General features: G+C 61.8%; 18 protein-coding genes and 1 pseudogene. 8 read left to right on the forward strand and 11 right to left on the reverse strand.

Going from position 1 to position 18,166, the window contains the following annotated elements:
- Positions 1-120 precede the first annotated feature (120 nt).
- On the reverse strand, positions 121-876 hold the full coding sequence (locus H6M51_RS22935; RefSeq protein ID WP_185812132.1) for a metallophosphoesterase: 756 nt from the start codon (positions 874-876) through the stop codon (positions 121-123).
- 103 nt (positions 877-979) lie between these two features.
- A complete protein-coding gene (locus tag H6M51_RS22940; protein WP_185812133.1) occupies positions 980-3,466 on the reverse strand; it encodes a glycoside hydrolase family 3 C-terminal domain-containing protein in 2,487 nt (828 codons plus the stop codon).
- Positions 3,467-3,710: 244 nt separating this feature from the next.
- On the opposite strand from H6M51_RS22940, the gene H6M51_RS22945 reads away from it, so the two are divergent.
- Positions 3,711-4,151 carry a DUF4864 domain-containing protein gene (locus H6M51_RS22945; RefSeq protein WP_246780655.1) on the forward strand — a complete coding sequence of 147 codons (441 nt, stop codon included), beginning with the start codon at positions 3,711-3,713 and terminating at the stop codon, positions 4,149-4,151.
- 44 nt (positions 4,152-4,195) lie between these two features.
- On the opposite strand, the gene tgt is transcribed toward H6M51_RS22945, so the two are convergent.
- The 5 genes from tgt to coaD all read right to left on the reverse strand — a co-directional run bounded on the left by tgt (position 4,196) and on the right by coaD (position 8,155).
- Complete coding sequence (tgt, locus tag H6M51_RS22950; protein WP_185812134.1) at positions 4,196-5,326, reverse strand: tRNA guanosine(34) transglycosylase Tgt; 1,131 nt, start codon at positions 5,324-5,326, stop codon at positions 4,196-4,198.
- A 3-nt stretch (positions 5,327-5,329) separates the two neighbouring features.
- On the reverse strand, positions 5,330-6,424 hold the full coding sequence (gene queA, locus H6M51_RS22955; protein WP_162547912.1) for a tRNA preQ1(34) S-adenosylmethionine ribosyltransferase-isomerase QueA: 1,095 nt from the start codon (positions 6,422-6,424) through the stop codon (positions 5,330-5,332).
- Between the two features lie 90 nt (positions 6,425-6,514).
- Positions 6,515-7,024 carry a peptidylprolyl isomerase gene (locus H6M51_RS22960; RefSeq protein ID WP_185812135.1) on the reverse strand — a complete coding sequence of 170 codons (510 nt, stop codon included), beginning with the start codon at positions 7,022-7,024 and terminating at the stop codon, positions 6,515-6,517.
- A 40-nt stretch (positions 7,025-7,064) separates the two neighbouring features.
- Positions 7,065-7,634 carry a peptidylprolyl isomerase gene (locus tag H6M51_RS22965; protein ID WP_162547910.1) on the reverse strand — a complete coding sequence of 190 codons (570 nt, stop codon included), beginning with the start codon at positions 7,632-7,634 and terminating at the stop codon, positions 7,065-7,067.
- 26 nt (positions 7,635-7,660) lie between these two features.
- Positions 7,661-8,155, reverse strand: a complete 495-nt coding sequence (coaD, locus tag H6M51_RS22970) for a pantetheine-phosphate adenylyltransferase (protein ID WP_162547909.1) — start codon at positions 8,153-8,155, stop codon at positions 7,661-7,663.
- 8 nt (positions 8,156-8,163) lie between these two features.
- On the opposite strand from coaD, the gene H6M51_RS22975 reads away from it, so the two are divergent.
- The 4 genes from H6M51_RS22975 to H6M51_RS24910 all read left to right on the forward strand — a co-directional run bounded on the left by H6M51_RS22975 (position 8,164) and on the right by H6M51_RS24910 (position 8,958).
- Positions 8,164-8,328: a hypothetical protein gene (locus H6M51_RS22975; protein WP_185812136.1), complete on the forward strand. Its 165-nt coding sequence runs from the start codon at positions 8,164-8,166 to the stop codon at positions 8,326-8,328.
- A gap of 37 nt (positions 8,329-8,365) precedes the next feature.
- Complete coding sequence (locus H6M51_RS22980) at positions 8,366-8,524, forward strand: hypothetical protein (RefSeq protein WP_162547907.1); 159 nt, start codon at positions 8,366-8,368, stop codon at positions 8,522-8,524.
- 83 nt (positions 8,525-8,607) lie between these two features.
- Positions 8,608-8,760 carry a hypothetical protein gene (locus H6M51_RS22985; RefSeq protein ID WP_153762199.1) on the forward strand — a complete coding sequence of 51 codons (153 nt, stop codon included), beginning with the start codon at positions 8,608-8,610 and terminating at the stop codon, positions 8,758-8,760.
- A gap of 63 nt (positions 8,761-8,823) precedes the next feature.
- Complete coding sequence (locus H6M51_RS24910) at positions 8,824-8,958, forward strand: hypothetical protein (protein ID WP_281418986.1); 135 nt, start codon at positions 8,824-8,826, stop codon at positions 8,956-8,958.
- 168 nt (positions 8,959-9,126) lie between these two features.
- Here H6M51_RS24910 and gyrA read toward each other — a convergent pair whose 3' ends face one another.
- Complete coding sequence (gene gyrA, locus H6M51_RS22990; protein WP_185812137.1) at positions 9,127-11,928, reverse strand: DNA gyrase subunit A; 2,802 nt, start codon at positions 11,926-11,928, stop codon at positions 9,127-9,129.
- A gap of 195 nt (positions 11,929-12,123) precedes the next feature.
- Here gyrA and H6M51_RS22995 point away from each other — a divergent pair, with 195 nt between their 5' ends.
- Positions 12,124-12,753 carry a MarC family protein gene (locus tag H6M51_RS22995; protein ID WP_185812138.1) on the forward strand — a complete coding sequence of 210 codons (630 nt, stop codon included), beginning with the start codon at positions 12,124-12,126 and terminating at the stop codon, positions 12,751-12,753.
- A 128-nt stretch (positions 12,754-12,881) separates the two neighbouring features.
- Here the strand turns inward: H6M51_RS22995 and H6M51_RS23000 are convergent, their stop codons facing one another.
- Positions 12,882-13,421, reverse strand: a complete 540-nt coding sequence (locus H6M51_RS23000; protein WP_185812139.1) for a single-stranded DNA-binding protein — start codon at positions 13,419-13,421, stop codon at positions 12,882-12,884.
- 281 nt (positions 13,422-13,702) lie between these two features.
- On the opposite strand from H6M51_RS23000, the gene uvrA reads away from it, so the two are divergent.
- Complete coding sequence (gene uvrA / locus H6M51_RS23005; RefSeq protein WP_185812140.1) at positions 13,703-16,624, forward strand: excinuclease ABC subunit UvrA; 2,922 nt, start codon at positions 13,703-13,705, stop codon at positions 16,622-16,624.
- An 11-nt stretch (positions 16,625-16,635) separates the two neighbouring features.
- On the opposite strand, the gene H6M51_RS23010 is transcribed toward uvrA, so the two are convergent.
- Positions 16,636-17,022 carry a type II toxin-antitoxin system VapC family toxin gene (locus tag H6M51_RS23010; RefSeq protein WP_185812141.1) on the reverse strand — a complete coding sequence of 129 codons (387 nt, stop codon included), beginning with the start codon at positions 17,020-17,022 and terminating at the stop codon, positions 16,636-16,638.
- Positions 17,019-17,297: a type II toxin-antitoxin system Phd/YefM family antitoxin gene (locus tag H6M51_RS23015; RefSeq protein ID WP_185812142.1), complete on the reverse strand. Its 279-nt coding sequence runs from the start codon at positions 17,295-17,297 to the stop codon at positions 17,019-17,021. The genes H6M51_RS23010 and H6M51_RS23015 overlap by 4 nt, the downstream gene beginning before the upstream one ends.
- 63 nt (positions 17,298-17,360) lie before the next feature.
- Here H6M51_RS23015 and H6M51_RS23020 point away from each other — a divergent pair.
- Positions 17,361-18,156 (forward strand): annotated as a pseudogene (locus H6M51_RS23020) (DUF72 domain-containing protein).
- Positions 18,157-18,166: the final 10 nt, after the last annotated feature.

Raw genomic sequence — 18,166 nt, forward strand, 5'->3', positions numbered from 1 at the left:
GATCGGGGCTGATCGGCAGTGTTAGTGTCGCGTTTCTAAGTGGCTAGTGAGCACGCGTCTCTAACCAGCTTTGACATTGTCTATAGGTTCGTGGAGCTCGATCTGCACGCTCCCCGTCTCCTAGAGATCCGCGACATGCAGGATGGTCTTGGCCGAGATCTCTGTTTCCTTGGGATAGCCGAATGCATTGTTGATGTAGGTGACGCCATCTATTGCCTTGTTGCGGTTGAGATGGCTGTGACCGTAGAAATGCTTGGTCGAACCGAGCGAGCGGATGCGGCGCTCCAGACGGTCTGTGCCCAACACCGGAAACAGCGCCTTGTGCTTCTCCGGATAGCGCGCCGGCATCAGGTCGATGCGCGGTACGAAATGCGAGACGCTGTAGACGGCGTCGAACCCCGATGTGTCCGGCATCACATTCATGGCGTCGAAACGGGCCGCGACCTCGGCGGGTGTGAGGCCGTCCCAGTTGCATTTGTAAAAGTCCATCCAGCCGCGACGGATGGTTGGGCCGGGCTCGCCGAAGGAATAGTCATACCAGCCGAGCAGCGGTGCAAGCAGGGTCTTGCCGAAGGCTACGGGTCGGGTTTCGATGCCGTAGCCGTGGCAGAGCGCGTTCAGGGTCTCGAATTTCTCGAAGGACGGTCCCTTCCCGCTTCTCGCCGTCCAGAGATCGTGATTGCCCGGCAGGAACAGAAGCTTGCGATAACGCGGCACGAGTTCATCAAAACAGGTTTTGACCAGATCGAGTTCGTCCGAGAGATCGCCGGCAACGATCAGGACGTCATCGGTGAAGTCGGCGCGCGACAGTGCACGCAACCAGTCGAGATTCTGCCGGTAATCGACGTGAAAATCGGATCCGAGGAAGAGGCGCATGCTCAAGGGATCCGTTGCGGTTTCGAAGACATTCTAGCCTTCTAATGGAATTTCACGGCACGGCAAGAGATGGCGGAGGCCCGAAGACCTCCGCCGCAGCGCGTCAGTCGATGACGGCAGGCAGAGGCGGCGCCGAGACCCCTTCCCGCCATTCGCTGGCCAAGGTCAGCGGCAACGTGGCACGGATGTCCTCGGCGTTCGCGGCAATGACGAGCTCATAGTCGCCCGCTTCGGCAATCCAGGCGCGGGCATCCGGATCGAAATAGGCGAGGTCACGGACCTGGATTGCGAGCCTTGCCGTAGCCGTCTCGCCGGCTGCGATATGTAGCTTGGCGAAGGCCTTGAGTTCCTTCACCGGACGCGGCAGGCGCGACGCCTTCGGCTTGACATAGAACTGCACCAGTTCTGCCCCTGCCCGGTCGCCGGTGTTCGTCACATCCAGTTCGATGGCAACGCCCGCAGGCCCCATGTCGAGACTGGATGCGCGCGGGGCTGACCAGTCGAAACGGGTATAGGAGAGGCCATAACCAAAGGGAAAGAGCGGCTTTGCGCCATCTGCATCGTGATGGCGATAGCCGACCGCAAGGCCTTCCGCGTAGACGACATGGCCGTCCTTGCCGGGATAGGTTTTCGGATCGCCCGTGATGGCGGAATTGTCGGCGAGACGCTGCGGGAACGTCTGCGGCAGGCGGCCGCCGGGCTCGGCATCGCCGAAGAGCACGTCGGCGATGGCATTGCCGGCTTCCTGGCCCGGATACCAGGCCTCGAGGACCGCCGAGACCTTGTCGAGCCAGGGCATTTCTACGGGACCGCCGGTCTGCAGCACCACCACGGTGCGCGGATTGACGGCGGCGACCTTCTCGATCAGTTCCTCCTGTCGACCGGGAAGGCGCATGTCGGGCAGGTCGAGGCCTTCGGTATCCCACTCCCCTTCCCGACCGACGAACAGAACCGCGACGTCGCAGGCCCTGGCCTGTTCGACGGCCTCTGCAATCTGAGCATCCGAGGTCGGCAGTTCGGCTCCGAAGCGCACCGCGCGGATCTCGATGCCTTCGTAGCCCTCCGGCATGGCGCGGTAGTCGACACGAACCTCGTAGGTTCGGCCGGCTTCGAGCGCCTTCTCGACCCGCACTTCAGTGTTACCGAGGCCGAAGAAATTGTCGCCCTTCGCCCAGCCGGTTTCGCCATCGACCAGGAGTTCGCCGTCGACATAGAGCTTGGCGAAACCCGCATTGGTCAGGCCGAAGACATGGGCGCCCGTCTCCTCCGGGCGGAAGCGCGTGGTGATGCGGGCAGAGAAGTCCCGCGGGTTCAAAGAGGCATCCGGCATGTCGAGCCAGAAGAACTGGCTTTCCTCCGCCGTGGAACGCTGCACGACCGGCCCTGACCAGTCACGGCCCCGGAAGAAGTCGACCGAGACCTCGCCGCGGATCATCTGAGTCAGACGGTTGTTGCGGCAGGCGTTCAGATGAATGACCCGGTTGGTGCCCGAGAGCGCATCGCGGATGCCCTCGAGCGGGCTCACCTTGTAATGGGCATTGATCTGGGCGCTGCCGCCACCCATGACGCGCGGTTCGGCGGCATTGGGCCCGAGGACTGCGATACGGTCAAGGGCAGTTTTGTCGAGCGGCAGGATACCGTCATTCTTCAGAAGCACCGTGCCGTCAGCGCCGAGCTTGCGAATGAGCGCGCGGTGCTCGGGGCGGTCGATCGCCTTCTCGTCCTCCATGGTCGGATCGGAGAAGGCACCGACGCGCTCGAGCAGCAGGAGAACGCGGCGAGCGGCGGCCTTGACGGTGTCCGCGGGCACCCTGCCCTCACGGACGGCAGCAACCAGCTTCTCGCCCCGATAGCGGGTGGGACCCGGCATTTCGAGATCGAGCCCAGCGATGACGGAGGCTTCCGTCGTGTGTGAGCCGAACCAGTCGGACATGACGATGCCGTCATAGCCCCATTCCTCGCGCAGGAGTTCGGTCAAGAGCCAGTGGTTTTCGCTGGTCCAGACGCCGTTGAGGCGGTTGTAGGAGGACATGATCGCCCAGACGCCGGCCTGTTTGACCGCCGCCTCGAAGGGCGGCAGGTAGATTTCGCGCAGCGTGCGCTCGTCGAGATCCGACGACATGGTCTGGCGCTCGACTTCGCTGTCGTTGGCAACGAAGTGCTTGATCGTGGCGGCGATGCCCTGCGACTGAACGCCGTCGACATAGGCGACGGCAAGCGCCGAGGTCAGCATCGGGTCTTCGGAATAGCATTCGAAATTGCGGCCGTTGAGGCCGGAGCGGTGGATATTGACGGTCGGTGCGAGCAGCACGCGGGCGCTCTTGGTCTTCGCCTCTTCGGCGAGTGCCACGCCCATGTCGCGGACGAGGTCCGGGTTCCAGCTCGCGCCAATGCCAATTGCCGCGGGGAAGCATGCGGATTTGACGCCACCGACCAGCGACCCACCGCCGCGTGCGCCATTCGGGCCGTCGGTGACCTTGATCTTCGGAATGCCGAGCCGCTCGACTGCGACCGTCGTCCAGAAATCGGCGCCGGCGAGCAGGGAAACCTGCTCCTCAAGTGTCATCCGGTCGAGCAGGTCATCGATCATTTTAAGGCTCCTCATCTTACAGTCGCAGGGGCACCCATCGCTGCCGCCGGCAACGTTGCAGCCAACTCAGGGTCTCCGTGCTTTAAGCGGCTTCGCCCATACCTTGTCCAGCCCGCACCTGACCAAACCACCAGGTTTTGCTCACGATATCGCGATGAACGACATCAAACCATCATGAGGTCTTTCCGACGGCGCGAATCGTCCTATCCTTTTATTTCGGAGTTTCTGAAACAAGGGGATGATGATGCGCATGCGGATTGGAATTGCCCTGTCTCTCATGGTCAGCCTGATGGCAGCGCCGACCTTCGCCCAGCAAGATGTGACGAGCGAGGCTGCGGGCCTCGCCAAGGACGTGATCGAACAGCAGATCACCGCCTTCCTCAACGACGATGCCACGACCGCCTATTCCTTTGCCTCGCCGGAGATCAAGTCGGTGTTTCCCAATGCGGAGCGCTTCTTCGAGATGGTGAAGAAGAGCTATGGTCCGGTCTATCGACCCGGCAATTATGCCTTCGGGCGCAACCAGGTCTCGCCCGACGGCACCGTTGCCTACCAGGAGGTTCTGATCTCGGCGCCCGATGGCAAGGACTGGGCCGTCTATTACGAGCTCAAGCGCCAGCGGAACGGGCAATTCGCGATCAATGGCGTGCGCATGAAGCGCGAGACGAACAGTCAGGGTATCTGATCGCAAGGTAGGGCGATCTCAGCGCCCTGCCCTTCCGCCTTCGGTCAGACCGGGTCGATGTCGCCGCGGTTCCACGTCTCGATGGTCTCGGCCTTGAAGTCCTCGAAGCGGTCTTCGGCAATCGCCTGGCGGATACCCTGCATCAGTTCCTGATAGTAGGAGAGGTTGTTCCAGGAGAGCAGCATACCGCCGAGCGCCTCGTTGGAGCGCACGAGGTGGTGCAGATAGGCGCGTGAGTAATCGCGGGTCGCCGGGCAGTTCGACTGTTCGTCGAGCGGGCGCATGTCCTCAGCATGGCGGGCATTGCGGATATTGACCTTGCCGCGGCGGGTGAAGGCCAGGCCATGGCGACCGGAGCGAGTCGGCATGACGCAGTCGAACATGTCGATGCCTTCGGCGACAGACTTCAGAATGTCGTCGGGTGTGCCGACACCCATCAGGTAGCGCGGCTTCTCGGTCGGAAGGACGGGCAGCGTGATGCGCAGCATATCGAGCATGACGGCTTGCGGTTCGCCGACAGCCAGGCCTCCAACCGCATAACCCTTGAGATCGAGCTGCTTCAGGCCTTCCGCCGAGCGGATGCGCAGATTGGGCTGGTCGCCGCCCTGGACAATGCCGAACATCGCCTTGCCCGGCTGAGTCCCGAAGGCGACGCGGCAGCGCTCGGCCCAGCGCAGCGACAGTTCCATGGCGCGCTCGATCTCGCGCGGTTCGGCGGGGAGCGCCACACACTCGTCGAGCTGCATCTGGATGTCGCTGTCGAGCAGGCCCTGGATCTCGATCGAGCGTTCCGGCGACATGTGGTGCAAGCTACCATCGACATGGCTCTTGAAGGTCACGCCCTGCTCGTCGAGCTTGCGCAGGCCGGACAGCGACATGACCTGGAAACCGCCGCTGTCGGTCAGGATCGGGCCTGGCCAGCGGATCAGCTCATGCAGGCCGCCGAGGCGGGCGACGCGTTCGGGACCGGGGCGCAGCATCAGGTGATAGGTGTTGCCGAGGATGATGTCGGCGCCGCCTTCCCTGACCTGATCGAGATACATGGCCTTGACCGTGCCGACGGTGCCGACGGGCATGAAGGCCGGGGTGCGGATCGTACCGCGCGGCATGGTGATCTCGCCCAAGCGAGCCTTGCCGCTTACGGCCTTCAGATTGAACGTGAAATTCTCGGTCATCGGTCAGTCGTCTTTCCGGAAGAGCAGGCTGGAATCGCCGTAGGAATAGAATCGGTAGCCGGTCTCGATGGCGTGGGCATAGGCCGCACGCATCGTATCGAGGCCGGAAAAGGCGGATACCAGCATGAACAGTGTGGATTTGGGCAGGTGGAAATTGGTCATCAGCATGTCGACTGCCTTGAAGCGGTAGCCGGGCGTGATGAAGATGCCGGTCGCACCCGACCAGGCGGGGATGTGGCCGGTGTCTTCGGCAGCACTCTCCAAGAGGCGCAGCGAGGTGGTGCCGACGGCGATGATCCGGTTTCCGCGAGCACGAACAGCGTTGAGAGCGGCCGACGTCGACGGCGAGATATAGCCGATTTCCTCGTGCATCTTGTGCTCGGCGGTATCGTCGGCCTTGACCGGGAGGAAGGTGCCTGCGCCGACATGCAGGGTCACAAAATGGCGCTCGATGCCGGCGGCGTCGAGTTTGGCAAAGAGGTCGGGCGTGAAATGCAGGCCGGCGGTCGGGGCCGCAACGGCGCCTTCCTCGCGAGCGTAAATGGTCTGGTAGTCGGCGCGATCTTTCTCGTCTTCCGGCCGCTTGGCGGCGATGTAGGGCGGAAGCGGGATATGGCCGACGGTGGCAATCGCCTGATCGAGGTCGGGACCGGAGAGGTCGAAGGCCAATTCGATTTCGCCAGCCTCTCCCTTCTCAGCGACCGTTGCGACTAGCGAACCCATGAGACAGGCGGCACTATCGCCCTGCCCCACACCGAAATCGATGCGATCACCCTGCTTGATGCGTTTGCCGGGTTTGGCAAAGGCCTTCCATCTGGAGGCACCCACCCGCATGTGCAGTGTGCAGGAGACGGCGATCTCCTCGGCGCCCTCACGGTGGCGGATGCCTTCGAGCTGGGCCGGAATGACCTTGGTGTCGTTGAACACCAATGCATCACCGGGCTTCAGGAAGGAGGCGAGGTCATAGACATGATGGTCTTCGAGAACCGGGTCGCCATTCGGGCGCACCACCAGGAATCGTGCATGGTCACGCGGGCTTGCGGGCCTGAGCGCAATGTTTTCTTCCGGCAGGTCGAAGTCGAAGAGATCTACACGCATCGCTTTCCATCAAAGCTGGCTTGGCGGGTCTAAACGCGAAAACCCGCCCGGGTGCCGTGCACCGAGGCGGGCTTCCGTAGAAGAAGCCGATCAGGCGTCGGCAGCAACCTTCATCGAGACGATCGAGTCGGGATCGGCAACTGGCTCGCCCTTTTTGATCTGGTCGATGACGTCCATGCCCTCGATGACCTGACCCCAGACGGAATACTGCTTGTTCAGCCAGGGTGCATCCGTGAAGCAGATGAAGAACTGAGAGTTCGCCGAGTTCGGGTTTTGCGAACGGGCCATGGAGCAGGTGCCGCGGACATGCGGGGTGGCCGAGAATTCAGCCTTCAGGTCCGGCTTTTCCGAGCCACCCATGCCGGCACGGCCAGGGTTGAAGTCCGAGCCGCCCTTCTTGCCGAACTTGACGTCGCCGGTCTGCGCCATGAAGTCGGCGATGACGCGGTGGAAGACGACGCCGTCATAGGCGCCTTCGCGCGACAGTTCCTTGATGCGGGCGACATGGCCGGGGGCCAGATCCGGGAAGAGCGCAATCACGACCTTGCCCTTGGTGGTTTCCATCAGGATGGTGTTTTCCGGATCCTTGATCTCGGCCATGGGAGTTCTCCTTGAATTGGGGCTATCAGCCCTTTTGATATCAGTTGCGACCGACGGTGACCTTGACCATGCGGTCGGGATCGGTGACTTCGCCGTTGCCGCCTTCGCCACGCTTGATCTTGTCGACATATTCCATGCCGGCGACAACCTGGCCGACGACCGTGTACTGGCCGTTGAGGAAGCCACCATCGGCGAACATGATGAAGAACTGCGAATTGGCGGAGTTCGGATCCTGGCTGCGGGCCATGCCGACCGTTCCGCGGACGAAGGGCTTGTCCGAAAACTCGGCGGGCAGATCCGGCAGGCTCGAGCCACCCGTGCCGGCGCGACCCGGTTCGAAGCCGTTCTCCATGTCGCCGAACTGGACGTCGCCGGTCTGGGCCATGAAGCCCTCGATCACGCGGTGGAAGGCAACGTTGTCATATTCACCCTTGGCCGCGAGTTCCTTGATCTGGGCGACATGCTTCGGCGCGACATCCGGCGCCAGCTGGATCACGACCGGGCCGTCCTTCAGCTGGATGGTCAGGAAGTCCTCATTGGACTGGGCCTGAGCGGCGCCGAAGCCGGCGATGGCCAGCACGAATGCGGTTGCGAGTTGGACGAGCTTCATGATCACTCCCGTTTGGATATTGCGGCTCAGCGGCCGTATCTGGAATTGAGGGCGGCCAGCACCGGGGCCGGCACGAAGGCGCTGACATCTCCGCCCATGGCGGCGATCTGGCGGACCAATGTGGCGGTAATGGGCCGCGAGGCGGTGGCGGCCGGCAGGAACACGGTCTGCAGTTCCGGCGCCATCTGGGCGTTCATGCCGGCAAGCTGCATTTCGTAGTCGAAATCTGTCCCGTCGCGCAGGCCACGCACCATGATGCGGGCGCCATGGCGGCGGGCGGCATCGACAGCGAGATCGGCAAAGGACACGACTTCCAGGTCCCCTGCCCGGCCGGGCAGGACGTCCGTCAGGCAGGCGCGGATGAGATCGGCACGCTGTTCGAAGGAAAAGAGCGGCGTCTTGCCGGGATGAGTGCCGATGGCGACCACCAAGCGATCAACGATGTTCAACGCCTGGACGAGAACGTCCAGGTGGCCGTTGGTCATCGGATCGAAAGAGCCAGGATAAAAAGCGGTCGCCATGAGAACCCATGTTTTGGTTTCGCCCGCCTTTTGTCACGGAAGCCGGGATATCGCAAGCACCCAACGGTGCGCCCTTCGTCACGCTTTTGCCAGCGCTCACGCCTGTCCAGGCCGCTGAACGACAGATGAACGCAGTATTCAAGACGGCTTCAGACGCGTTCATCTATTCCTGAAGCATCAACAGAACCCAAACACCTTCAGGACGTTCCCATGCTCGTTCTTCTGATCGCCACCGCCATTGCTGCATCGCTTCTCGTTGAACTCGGACTGATGGTGGCACGCGACCTGATCGAAGCGTCGCAATTTCGTCACGAAGATGAACCGCAGATGAACGAGGCGTTCAAGAGGACTTCAGGCGGTGCTTGGTAAACATCTTCCTACACTGTGCGGGAACTATTTTCGCACGCAAGCATTTTACGGCTGCGAATGCCGGCATTCAAAGGACTAAAGCAATGCATGACAAGGTTACCCTGATCAACCTCGTATGGATGATGATGATGACTGCCATGGTTGCCACCTCCGCAACCTTTTACATCAAGGACAGCAGTGACGCTGCTTTCTACGGTCCTCCGATGACCGCTCGCTACCACAGCTTCGGCCATTAATCGGATTTCAAATTCTCGCCGCTAGAAACGCTCGATCACGCTGAATAAGAGAAAGGAAAGGCCATGTTTCTGACGCTTACGGTTCTTGCCGCTCTGATCAGTGGCATGTTTGTGGCCTCTGTCGTTTCGACGATCACGGCTCTCAAGCGCGAGAATGACGATTTCCGGGCCATGATGGAGCGCCGCAAGGCCTTCTGAGACCGATCCCAAGCGGTCACAGTCGGTGGATCCACACGCCGGCCCAAACAAGACCGCATCAAACTTGATGCAGACCTCCAGCAAAAAGCCCGCTCGGACCAAGTCCCGCGGGCTTTCCGTTTGTTGATGTCTCCATACGAAAACCGGCCCTTGCGGGCCGGTTCACATTCATTCCGTCGGTGCTTCGCCACCGGCTTCCGGAGCGGGTGCTGCAGCGCCCTCGCCTTCGGCCCCTTCAGCCGCTTCCGTCACCTCATCGTCACCTTCCGGTTCCGTGATGCGCTCGACGGACACGACCTTTTCATCCTTGGCGGTGGAGAAGATCGTAACACCCTTGGTGGCGCGGCTTGCGATGCGGATGCCGTTGACCGGCACGCGGATCAGCTGGCCACCGTCGGAGACCAGCATCAGCTGGTCGGTGTCCTCGACCGGGAAGGCTGCGACGAGTTCGCCGATCTCCGCCGTCTTCGAGGTGTCGGTGGCGCGAATACCCTTGCCGCCTCGGCCCGAGGTGCGGAAGTCGTAGGACGAAGACCGCTTGCCGAAGCCCTTTTCCGAGACCGTGAGTACGAACTGTTCGCTCCTCTTCATCATTTCGTACGTTGCGTCGTCGAGCTGCCCCTCTTCGGTGACCTCTTCACCGACGAGCGCGATATCGTCTTCGTCGACGCCCATGGCGCGGCGCTCGGCGGCGGAACGCTTGAGATAGGCCGCACGCTGCCACGGTTCTGCCTCGACATGCGCCAGGATCGTCATCGAGATCAGGCGGTCGCCATCGGCGAGCGTCAGACCACGGACACCGATCGAATTGCGCCCGGCAAAGACGCGCACTTCATCGACCGGGAATCGGATTGCCTGGCCAAGCGCCGTCGTCAGCAGCACGTCATCATGCTCGGTGCAGGTTTCGACGCCGAGGATTTCGTCACCCTCTTCCTCGAGCTTCATCGCGATCTTGCCGTTGCGGTTGACCTGGATGAAATCGGAGAGCTTGTTGCGGCGAACCGTACCACGGGTCGTCGAGAACATGACGTCGAGGTTTTCCCAGCTCGCCTCGTCCTCGGGCAGCGGCATGATCGAGGTGATGCGCTCGCCGGGCTCCAGCGGGAACATGTTGATCATCGCCTTGCCGCGCGACGTCGGGGTGCCGATCGGCAGGCGCCAGACCTTTTCCTTGTAGACGATGCCGCGCGAGGAGAAGAACAGCACCGGCGTGTGGGTGTTGGCAACGAAGAGACGGGTTGCGAAATCCTCGTCCTTCATGGCCATGCCCGAACGGCCCTTGCCGCCACGACGCTGGGCGCGATAGGTGGTCAGCGGCACGCGCTTGATGTAGCCGGCATGGGACACCGTGACGACCATGTCTTCGCGGGCGATCAGGTCCTCGTCGTCCATATCCGGACCGCCATCAACGATCTGGGTGCGGCGCGGGGTGCCGAATTCGTCACGGATCGCCTTGAACTCGTCCTTGACGATCTGCTGGATGCGAATGCGCGACGACAGGATATCGAGGTAATCCGCGATTTCGGCGCCGATCTTGTTCAATTCCTCGTCGATTTCATCACGGCCAAGGGCCGTCAGGCGGGCGAGACGCAGCTCAAGGATGGCGCGCGCCTGCTCTTCGGAGAGATTGTAGGTCAGGTCATCGTTGATGCGATGGCGCGGATCGTCGATCAGGCGGATCAGCGCCTCGACGTCATGGGCCGGCCAGCGGCGCGTCATCAGCTGTTCGCGGGCAGTTGCCGGATCCGGCGCATTGCGGATCAGCGCGATGACTTCATCGATATTTGCAACGGCAATTGCCAGACCGACCAAAACATGGGCCCGTTCGCGGGCCTTGCGCAGCAGATACTTGGTGCGGCGACTGACGACATCCTCGCGGAAGGCGACGAAGGCGCGCAGCATGTCCAGCAGCGTCAGATGTTCCGGCTTGCCACCGTTCAGCGCCACCATGTTGCAGCCGAAGGAGGTCTGCAGCGGGGTGTAGCGATAGAGCTGGTTCAGGATGACATCGGCATTGGCATCGCGCTTCAGCTCGATGACGACGCGGTAGCCTTCACGGTCGGATTCGTCGCGCAGGTCGGAGATGCCCTCGATGCGCTTTTCGCGCACCAGTTCGGCCATCTTCTCGATCATCGTCGCCTTGTTCACCTGGTAGGGGATCTCGGTGATGATGATCTGTTCGCGATCGCCGCGCATCGGCTCGACACGGGCAACGCCGCGCATGACGACAGAGCCGCGGCCGGTCTCATAGGCCGACTTGATACCCGAGCGGCCGAGAATCATCGCGCCGGTCGGGAAATCGGGACCCGGGATGATCTGCATCAGCTCCGGCAGTTCGATCGCCGGATTGTCGATGAGCGCCGTGCAGCCGTCGAGGACTTCGGTCAGATTGTGCGGCGGGATGTTGGTCGCCATGCCGACGGCGATGCCGCCGGCGCCGTTGACCAGCAGGTTCGGGAATTTCGCGGGAACGACGACCGGCTCCGACATGGTGCCGTCGTAGTTGTCGCGGAAATCGACGGTTTCCTTGTCGAGGTCGTCGAGCAGCGCATGGGCGACCTTCTGCAGACGGCATTCCGTGTAACGCTGGGCCGCCGGCGGGTCACCGTCGACAGAGCCGAAATTGCCCTGACCGTCGATCAGCGGCATGCGCAACGACCAGTCCTGTGCCATGCGGGCCAGCGCGTCGTAGATCGCGGCATCACCATGCGGATGATACTTACCCATCACGTCACCGGTGACGCGGGCGCTTTTCACGTATTTCTTGTTCCAGTCGAGGCCGAGCTCGTTCATGCCGTAGAGGATGCGGCGGTGCACCGGCTTCAGGCCGTCGCGCACGTCAGGCAGCGCGCGGCTCACGATGACGCTCATGGCGTAATCGAGATACGACCGCTGCATTTCCTCCATGATGGAAATCGGCTCGATGTCGGACGGAAACTTGCCGCCGCCGGGAGTGCTTTGCTCAGTCAAATCAGGTCACGATCTCTGTTCGGAATCACTGGGAATTTTATAGCGGAACCGGCGTGAAAGCGCCAATTTTGCGGCCGGTTATAAACAGGCTTTTGCGGCGCCGGAAAGGCATTTCCCTCAATATCTTGGGCGCTCCGCTTGCAAGCCTACCATTGCTTCGGCTTTATGGGCGCCTGCACAGGAGAAAGTTGAACCATGGCGATTACCGAAACGATGATCAGCGCCTTCACCACCCTGCTGGTCACCGTCGATCCGCCGGGACTTGCGCCGCTCTTCCTCGGCCTCACCCAGGGCATGACCCGCGCGCAGCGTCAGCAAGTGGCCGTGCGCGGCTCGGTCATGGGGTTCGCCATCCTGACGGTGTTTGCGCTGTTCGGCGCCAGCATTCTCGGTGCCCTCGGCATCTCCATGGGTGCCTTCCGCATCGCCGGCGGCCTGATGCTGTTTGCGATCGCCTTCGAGATGATCTTCGAAAAGCGCAACGAGCGGAAGGAGAAGACCACGGGCGACGCGATCACCAAGGATCACATCCACAATCTCGCGGTCTTCCCACTGGCAATCCCGCTGATTGCCGGCCCCGGCGCGATCTCCGCAACCGTGCTGATCTCCGGCACCATGGACGGCTGGGTCGGCAAGGCGCAGCTTGTCGCCGTGATCGCCGTGGTGCTCGGCCTGGTTTTCGTCTCGCTCTATCTGGCCGAGCGGCTGAACCGTTTCCTCGGCGTCACCGGCCGGGCGCTTTTGACCCGCCTTCTCGGCGTCCTGCTGGCGGCTCTTTCGGTGCAGTTCGTGGTCGACGGAGTAAAGTCCGCCTTTGCGGGCTGACGACCTCGCCCCGACGATAAGGCAATTCGGCAATCAGCTAATTCTCACATCGGCGCACTGAGTTTGCTGAATCAGCAAATGAAAATGGGGACCGAAGCCCCCATCAATCCTTGCCGCTCGGAGAGCTCTCAGAACGGGATGTCGTCGTCGAGATCGCGCGAGAAGCCGCCCGAGGGAGCGCTGCCGCCGCGGCTTGCGCCACCGGAAGAACCGCCGCGCGAAGGGGCCGGCGACCCGTAGCCGCCGTCATAACCGCCGCCGCCGTAGCTGTCGCCGCCGAAGTCGTTGCCGCCACGCGAGGCGCCGCCGCCATCACCGCGACCGCCGAGCATGGTCAGGTTGCCGTTGAAGCCCTGGAGGACCACTTCCGTCGAATAGCGGTCCGCGCCGCTCTGGTCCTGCCACTTGCGGGTCTGCAGCTGGCCCTCGACGTAAACCGTCGAGCCCTTCTTCAGATATTGTTCGGCAACCTTGCACAGGCCTTCATTGAAAATGACGACCGAATGCCATTCGGTCTTTTCCTTGCGCTCGCCGCTGTTCTTGTCGCGCCAGGTTTCCGAGGTCGCGATGCGCAGGTTGGCGATCGGACGACCGTCCTGGGTCCGGCGGATTTCGGGATCGGCACCGAGATTGCCGATCAGAATGACCTTGTTGACGCTACCAGCCATGACACTCACCTTACTGCCGCGCCGCCGCGGCGTTCAAACTTCAATCAATTTGCACCTTACCCCAATCGCTCGCACGAATGGGCGCGGCGACCGGGTAATCCACAGAATGTGGGCCCCTGAAAAATGTTCTTTATTTGTTCTAGTATTTCCCTATGATCCTGTCAACAGAATCGAAATTGCACTGCGGCGGCCCCTTGTGCCTCGACTCATGGGCTGCGTTGACTACATAAGGACAGTTCTCCCAAGGACAGTCCCCTTCCCTTTGCCGATCAGAGCCTGACATGAGCGAACTCAAGACCATTTCCATCCGTGGCGCGCGCGAGCACAATCTGAAGGGCATCGACCTCGATCTGCCGCGCAACAGCCTGATCGTGATGACCGGGCTTTCCGGCTCCGGCAAGTCGTCGCTTGCGTTCGACACGATCTATGCCGAGGGACAGCGCCGCTATGTCGAAAGCCTGTCGGCCTATGCGCGGCAGTTCCTGGAAATGATGCAGAAGCCTGACGTCGACCAGATCGAGGGTCTGTCGCCGGCGATCTCGATCGAGCAGAAGACGACCTCGCGCAACCCGCGCTCGACGGTCGGCACGGTCACCGAAATCTACGACTACATGCGTCTTCTGTTTGCGCGTGTCGGCGTGCCCTATTCGCCAGCGACGGGCCTGCCGATCGAAAGCCAGACGGTCAGCCAGATGGTCGACCGCATCCTTGCCTACGAGGAAGGAACGCGCCTTTACATCCTCGCGCCGATGATCCGCGGCCGCAAGGGCGAGTACAAAAAGGAACTCGCCGAACTGATGAAAAAGGGCTTCCAGCGCGTCAAGATCGACGGGCAGTTCTATGAGATCGCCGAGGCCCCGACGCTCGACAAGAAATACAAGCACGACATCGACGTGGTGGTCGACCGCGTCGTGGTGCGCTCCGATATTGCAAGCCGTCTGGCAGACAGCCTGGAGACGTGCCTGAGGCTCGCGGATGGCCTCGCTGTCGCGGAATTCGCCGACAAGCCGCTGCCAGCAGAGGAAACCTCAGCCGGTGGTTCGGCGAACAAGTCGCTGAACGAGACGCATGAGCGCGTGCTGTTTTCGGAAAAATTCGCCTGCCCGGTCTCCGGCTTCACCATTCCGGAAATCGAGCCCCGCCTGTTCTCCTTCAACAATCCCTTCGGTGCCTGCCCGACCTGTGACGGCCTTGGCTCGCAGCAGAAGATCGATGAGGCACTCATCGTGCCGGAAGTGCATCGCAAGCTGAATGACGGGGCGATTGCGCCCTGGGCCAAGTCCAGCTCGCCTTATTACAATCAGACGCTCGAAGCGCTGGGCAAGGCCTTCGGCTTCAAGCTGACTTCGAAGTGGTCGGAGCTTTCCGAGGCCGCGCAGAAGGCAATCCTGCACGGGACGGAAGAGAAGATCGACTTCCACTATGCCGATGGCGCGCGGTCCTACACCACGACCAAGACCTTCGAGGGCATCGTGCCGAACCTCGAGCGGCGCTGGAAAGAGACCGACAGCGCCTGGGCGCGCGAGGAGATCGAGCGCTTCATGTCGGCGGCCCCCTGCCCGGCCTGCAATGGCTTCCGCCTGAAGCCGGAGGCGCTGGCGGTGAAGATCAACGGGCTGCATATCGGCCAGGTGACCGACATGGCGATCCGGAATGCAGGTTCGTGGTTCGAGGACCTGCCGGCCAAGCTTACCGACAAGCAGAACGAGATCGCTGTCCGCATCCTCAAGGAAATCCGCGAGCGCCTGCGCTTCCTCAACGATGTCGGCCTCGATTATCTCTCGATGTCGCGCAATTCCGGCACGCTGTCGGGCGGCGAGAGCCAGCGCATTCGTCTGGCGTCGCAGATCGGCTCGGGCCTGACAGGGGTGCTCTACGTTCTGGACGAGCCGTCTATCGGCCTGCATCAGCGCGACAATGCGCGGCTTCTCGACACGCTGAAACACCTGCGCGACATCGGCAACACCGTGATCGTCGTCGAACATGACGAGGATGCGATCCTGACAGCCGATTATGTAGTCGACATCGGTCCGGCGGCCGGCATTCATGGTGGTCAGGTGGTGGCCAAGGGCACGCCGCAGGAGATCATGGCCAATCCGAAATCGCTGACGGGCAAGTACCTGACCGGCGAACTGGGTGTGAGCGTTCCCTCCCAGCGACGCAAGCCGAAGAAGGGCCAGCAGATCAAGGTGGTCGGCGCCAAGGGCAACAATCTGAAGAATGTCACAGCCTCGATCCCGCTTGGCGTGTTCACGGCCGTGACGGGCGTTTCGGGCGGCGGCAAGTCCACCTTCCTGATCGAGACGCTCTACAAGGCGGCGGCCCGCCGCGTCATGGGTGCACGCGAAAATCCCGCCGAGCATGAACGCATCGACGGCTTTGAGTTCATCGACAAGGTGATCGACATCGACCAATCGCCGATCGGACGCACGCCGCGCTCCAACCCTGCCACCTATACCGGTGCCTTCACGCCGATCCGCGACTGGTTCACCGGCCTGCCGGAAGCCAAGGCCCGCGGCTATCAGGCGGGGCGCTTCTCGTTCAACGTCAAGGGCGGCCGCTGCGAGGCCTGCCAGGGCGATGGCGTGATCAAGATCGAGATGCACTTCCTGCCGGATGTCTATGTCACGTGCGATGTCTGCCACGGCAAGCGCTACAATCGCGAGACGCTCGACGTCACCTTCAAGGGCAAGTCGATTGCCGACGTGCTCGACATGACGGTCGAGGAAGGGGTCGAATTCTTCCAGGCGGTACCGGCGGTGCGTGACAAGCTGCAGGCGCTTTACGATGTCGGTCTTGGCTATATCAAGGTCGGCCAGCAGGCGAACACGCTTTCGGGTGGTGAGGCGCAGCGCGTCAAGCTTGCCAAGGAACTGTCGAAACGCTCGACCGGCCGGACGCTCTACATCCTCGATGAGCCGACCACCGGCCTGCATTTCCACGACGTCGCCAAGCTTCTGGAAATGCTGCAGGAACTGGTCAATCAAGGGAACAGCGTCGTGGTCATCGAGCACAATCTCGAGGTCATCAAGACCGCCGACTACATCCTCGACTTCGGCCCCGAAGGCGGTGATGGCGGCGGCCAGATCGTCGCCCAGGGAACGCCGGAAGAGGTGGTCAAGGTTGAGGCCTCCTATACGGGGCAATTCCTCAAGGAGCTGTTGCAGCGGCGCCCGGTCAAGAAGGTGCAGGCGGCGGAGTGATCCGCCGGTCCCTACCAGAGGCGTTGCACGCCGAAGGTGTCGAAGACACTGCCTGTGCTGACGATGATCAGGTCTTCGTGTATGGCCTGGGCGGCCAATAGGCGGTCGAACGGATCCTTGTGTTCTCCAGCCAACCGGCCAGCCTGGAGGGCATGTAGCGTCTGGATGGAGAGAAGGCCAAAGCGTTCATTGGTGATGAGTTTGATGAAGCCTGCGCAGATGGGCTGTGCTTCCGGCCATTTTCCGAGCCGATGTTTCATCGTCACCTCGAATGCCGAGACAGCGCTTGCAAGAATTTCGTTATCTGCGTCGGCGATCGCTGCCCTTGCCTTGTGGCTAAGCCGGATATCATCCAACAGCCACCAGACCAAGGTGTGCGTATCTAGCAGATATCTCACTTTCCGTTATCGCCCGGAAACGAGTATTTGCCTTCCCAAGCGTCGATTTCGCCCTCGGCCATGGGCTCAAGGAAGAGATCGGGCGGCAACGTGTCTCTCAGATGGGCCAATGCGCCGGGCTTTCGTGGCAGATTCCTCTTTTCCGTCGAGGCGAGAGGCACCAATTTCGCGATCGGCTCGTCGCCGCGCGCGATGACAATCTCCTCACCGGCTTCGACGCGGGCGAGAAGTTTGGAGAGTTCCGTCTTGGCCTTGTGGATGGTGACGACTGTCATCGTTTGCTCCAGCTTGTTTTCATATCAGCTAATCATCTAGCTAACTGCAATGGGAGGCATTTTATGACCAAATTAGGCACTATCCGCACGGGCATCGGCGGTTGGACTTTCGATCCTTGGGACGACAGCTTCTATCCCTCCGATCTGCCGAAGAAGCGGCAGCTCGAATATGCCAGCCGCCAGATGACGGCAATCGAAGTGAACGGGACCTATTATTCCAGCCAGAAGCCGGCGACCTTTGCCAAATGGGCCTCGGAAGTGCCGGATGGTTTCGTGTTTTCATTGAAGGCCAGCCGGTTCTGCACCAACCGCAAGATCCTGGCCGAAGCCGGGCCATCGGTCGAGAAGTTCCTGCATCAGGGCATTGAGGAACTGGGACCGCATCTCGGCCCGGTCCTCTGGCAGTTCATGGGCACCAAGAAGTTCGAGGCTCAGGATTTCGAGGCGTTTCTCGCGCTCCTGCCGAAGACGCTCAACGGCTTGCCACTGCGACACGTCGTCGAGCCCCGGCACGAGAGCTTTCAGGTCCCGGAATTCATCGAGATGCTCCGCCGTCACGGCCGTCTGCGCCGACCATCAGGACTATCCGATGTTTGCCGATCCGACTGCAGATTTCGTCTATGCCCGCCTCCAAAGGGGGACGGATGAGACGCCGACCTGCTATCCGCCGAAAGAGCTTGATCACTGGGCGGGGCGGCTGAAATCCTACGCGGACGGAGGCGTACCGGAGGACCTGCCGCTGATCGCGAAGGATCAGCGGGCCCAGAAGACGCCGCGCGAGGTGTTTGCCTTCTTCATATCCGGCGGCAAGGTCAACGCGCCGCGCGGGGCCCGGGAGCTCCAGACACGGATCGGTTGACGCGCGCGGA

Source organism: Rhizobium sp. AQ_MP, from assembly GCF_014237835.1.
Lineage (GTDB): Bacteria > Pseudomonadota > Alphaproteobacteria > Rhizobiales > Rhizobiaceae > Allorhizobium.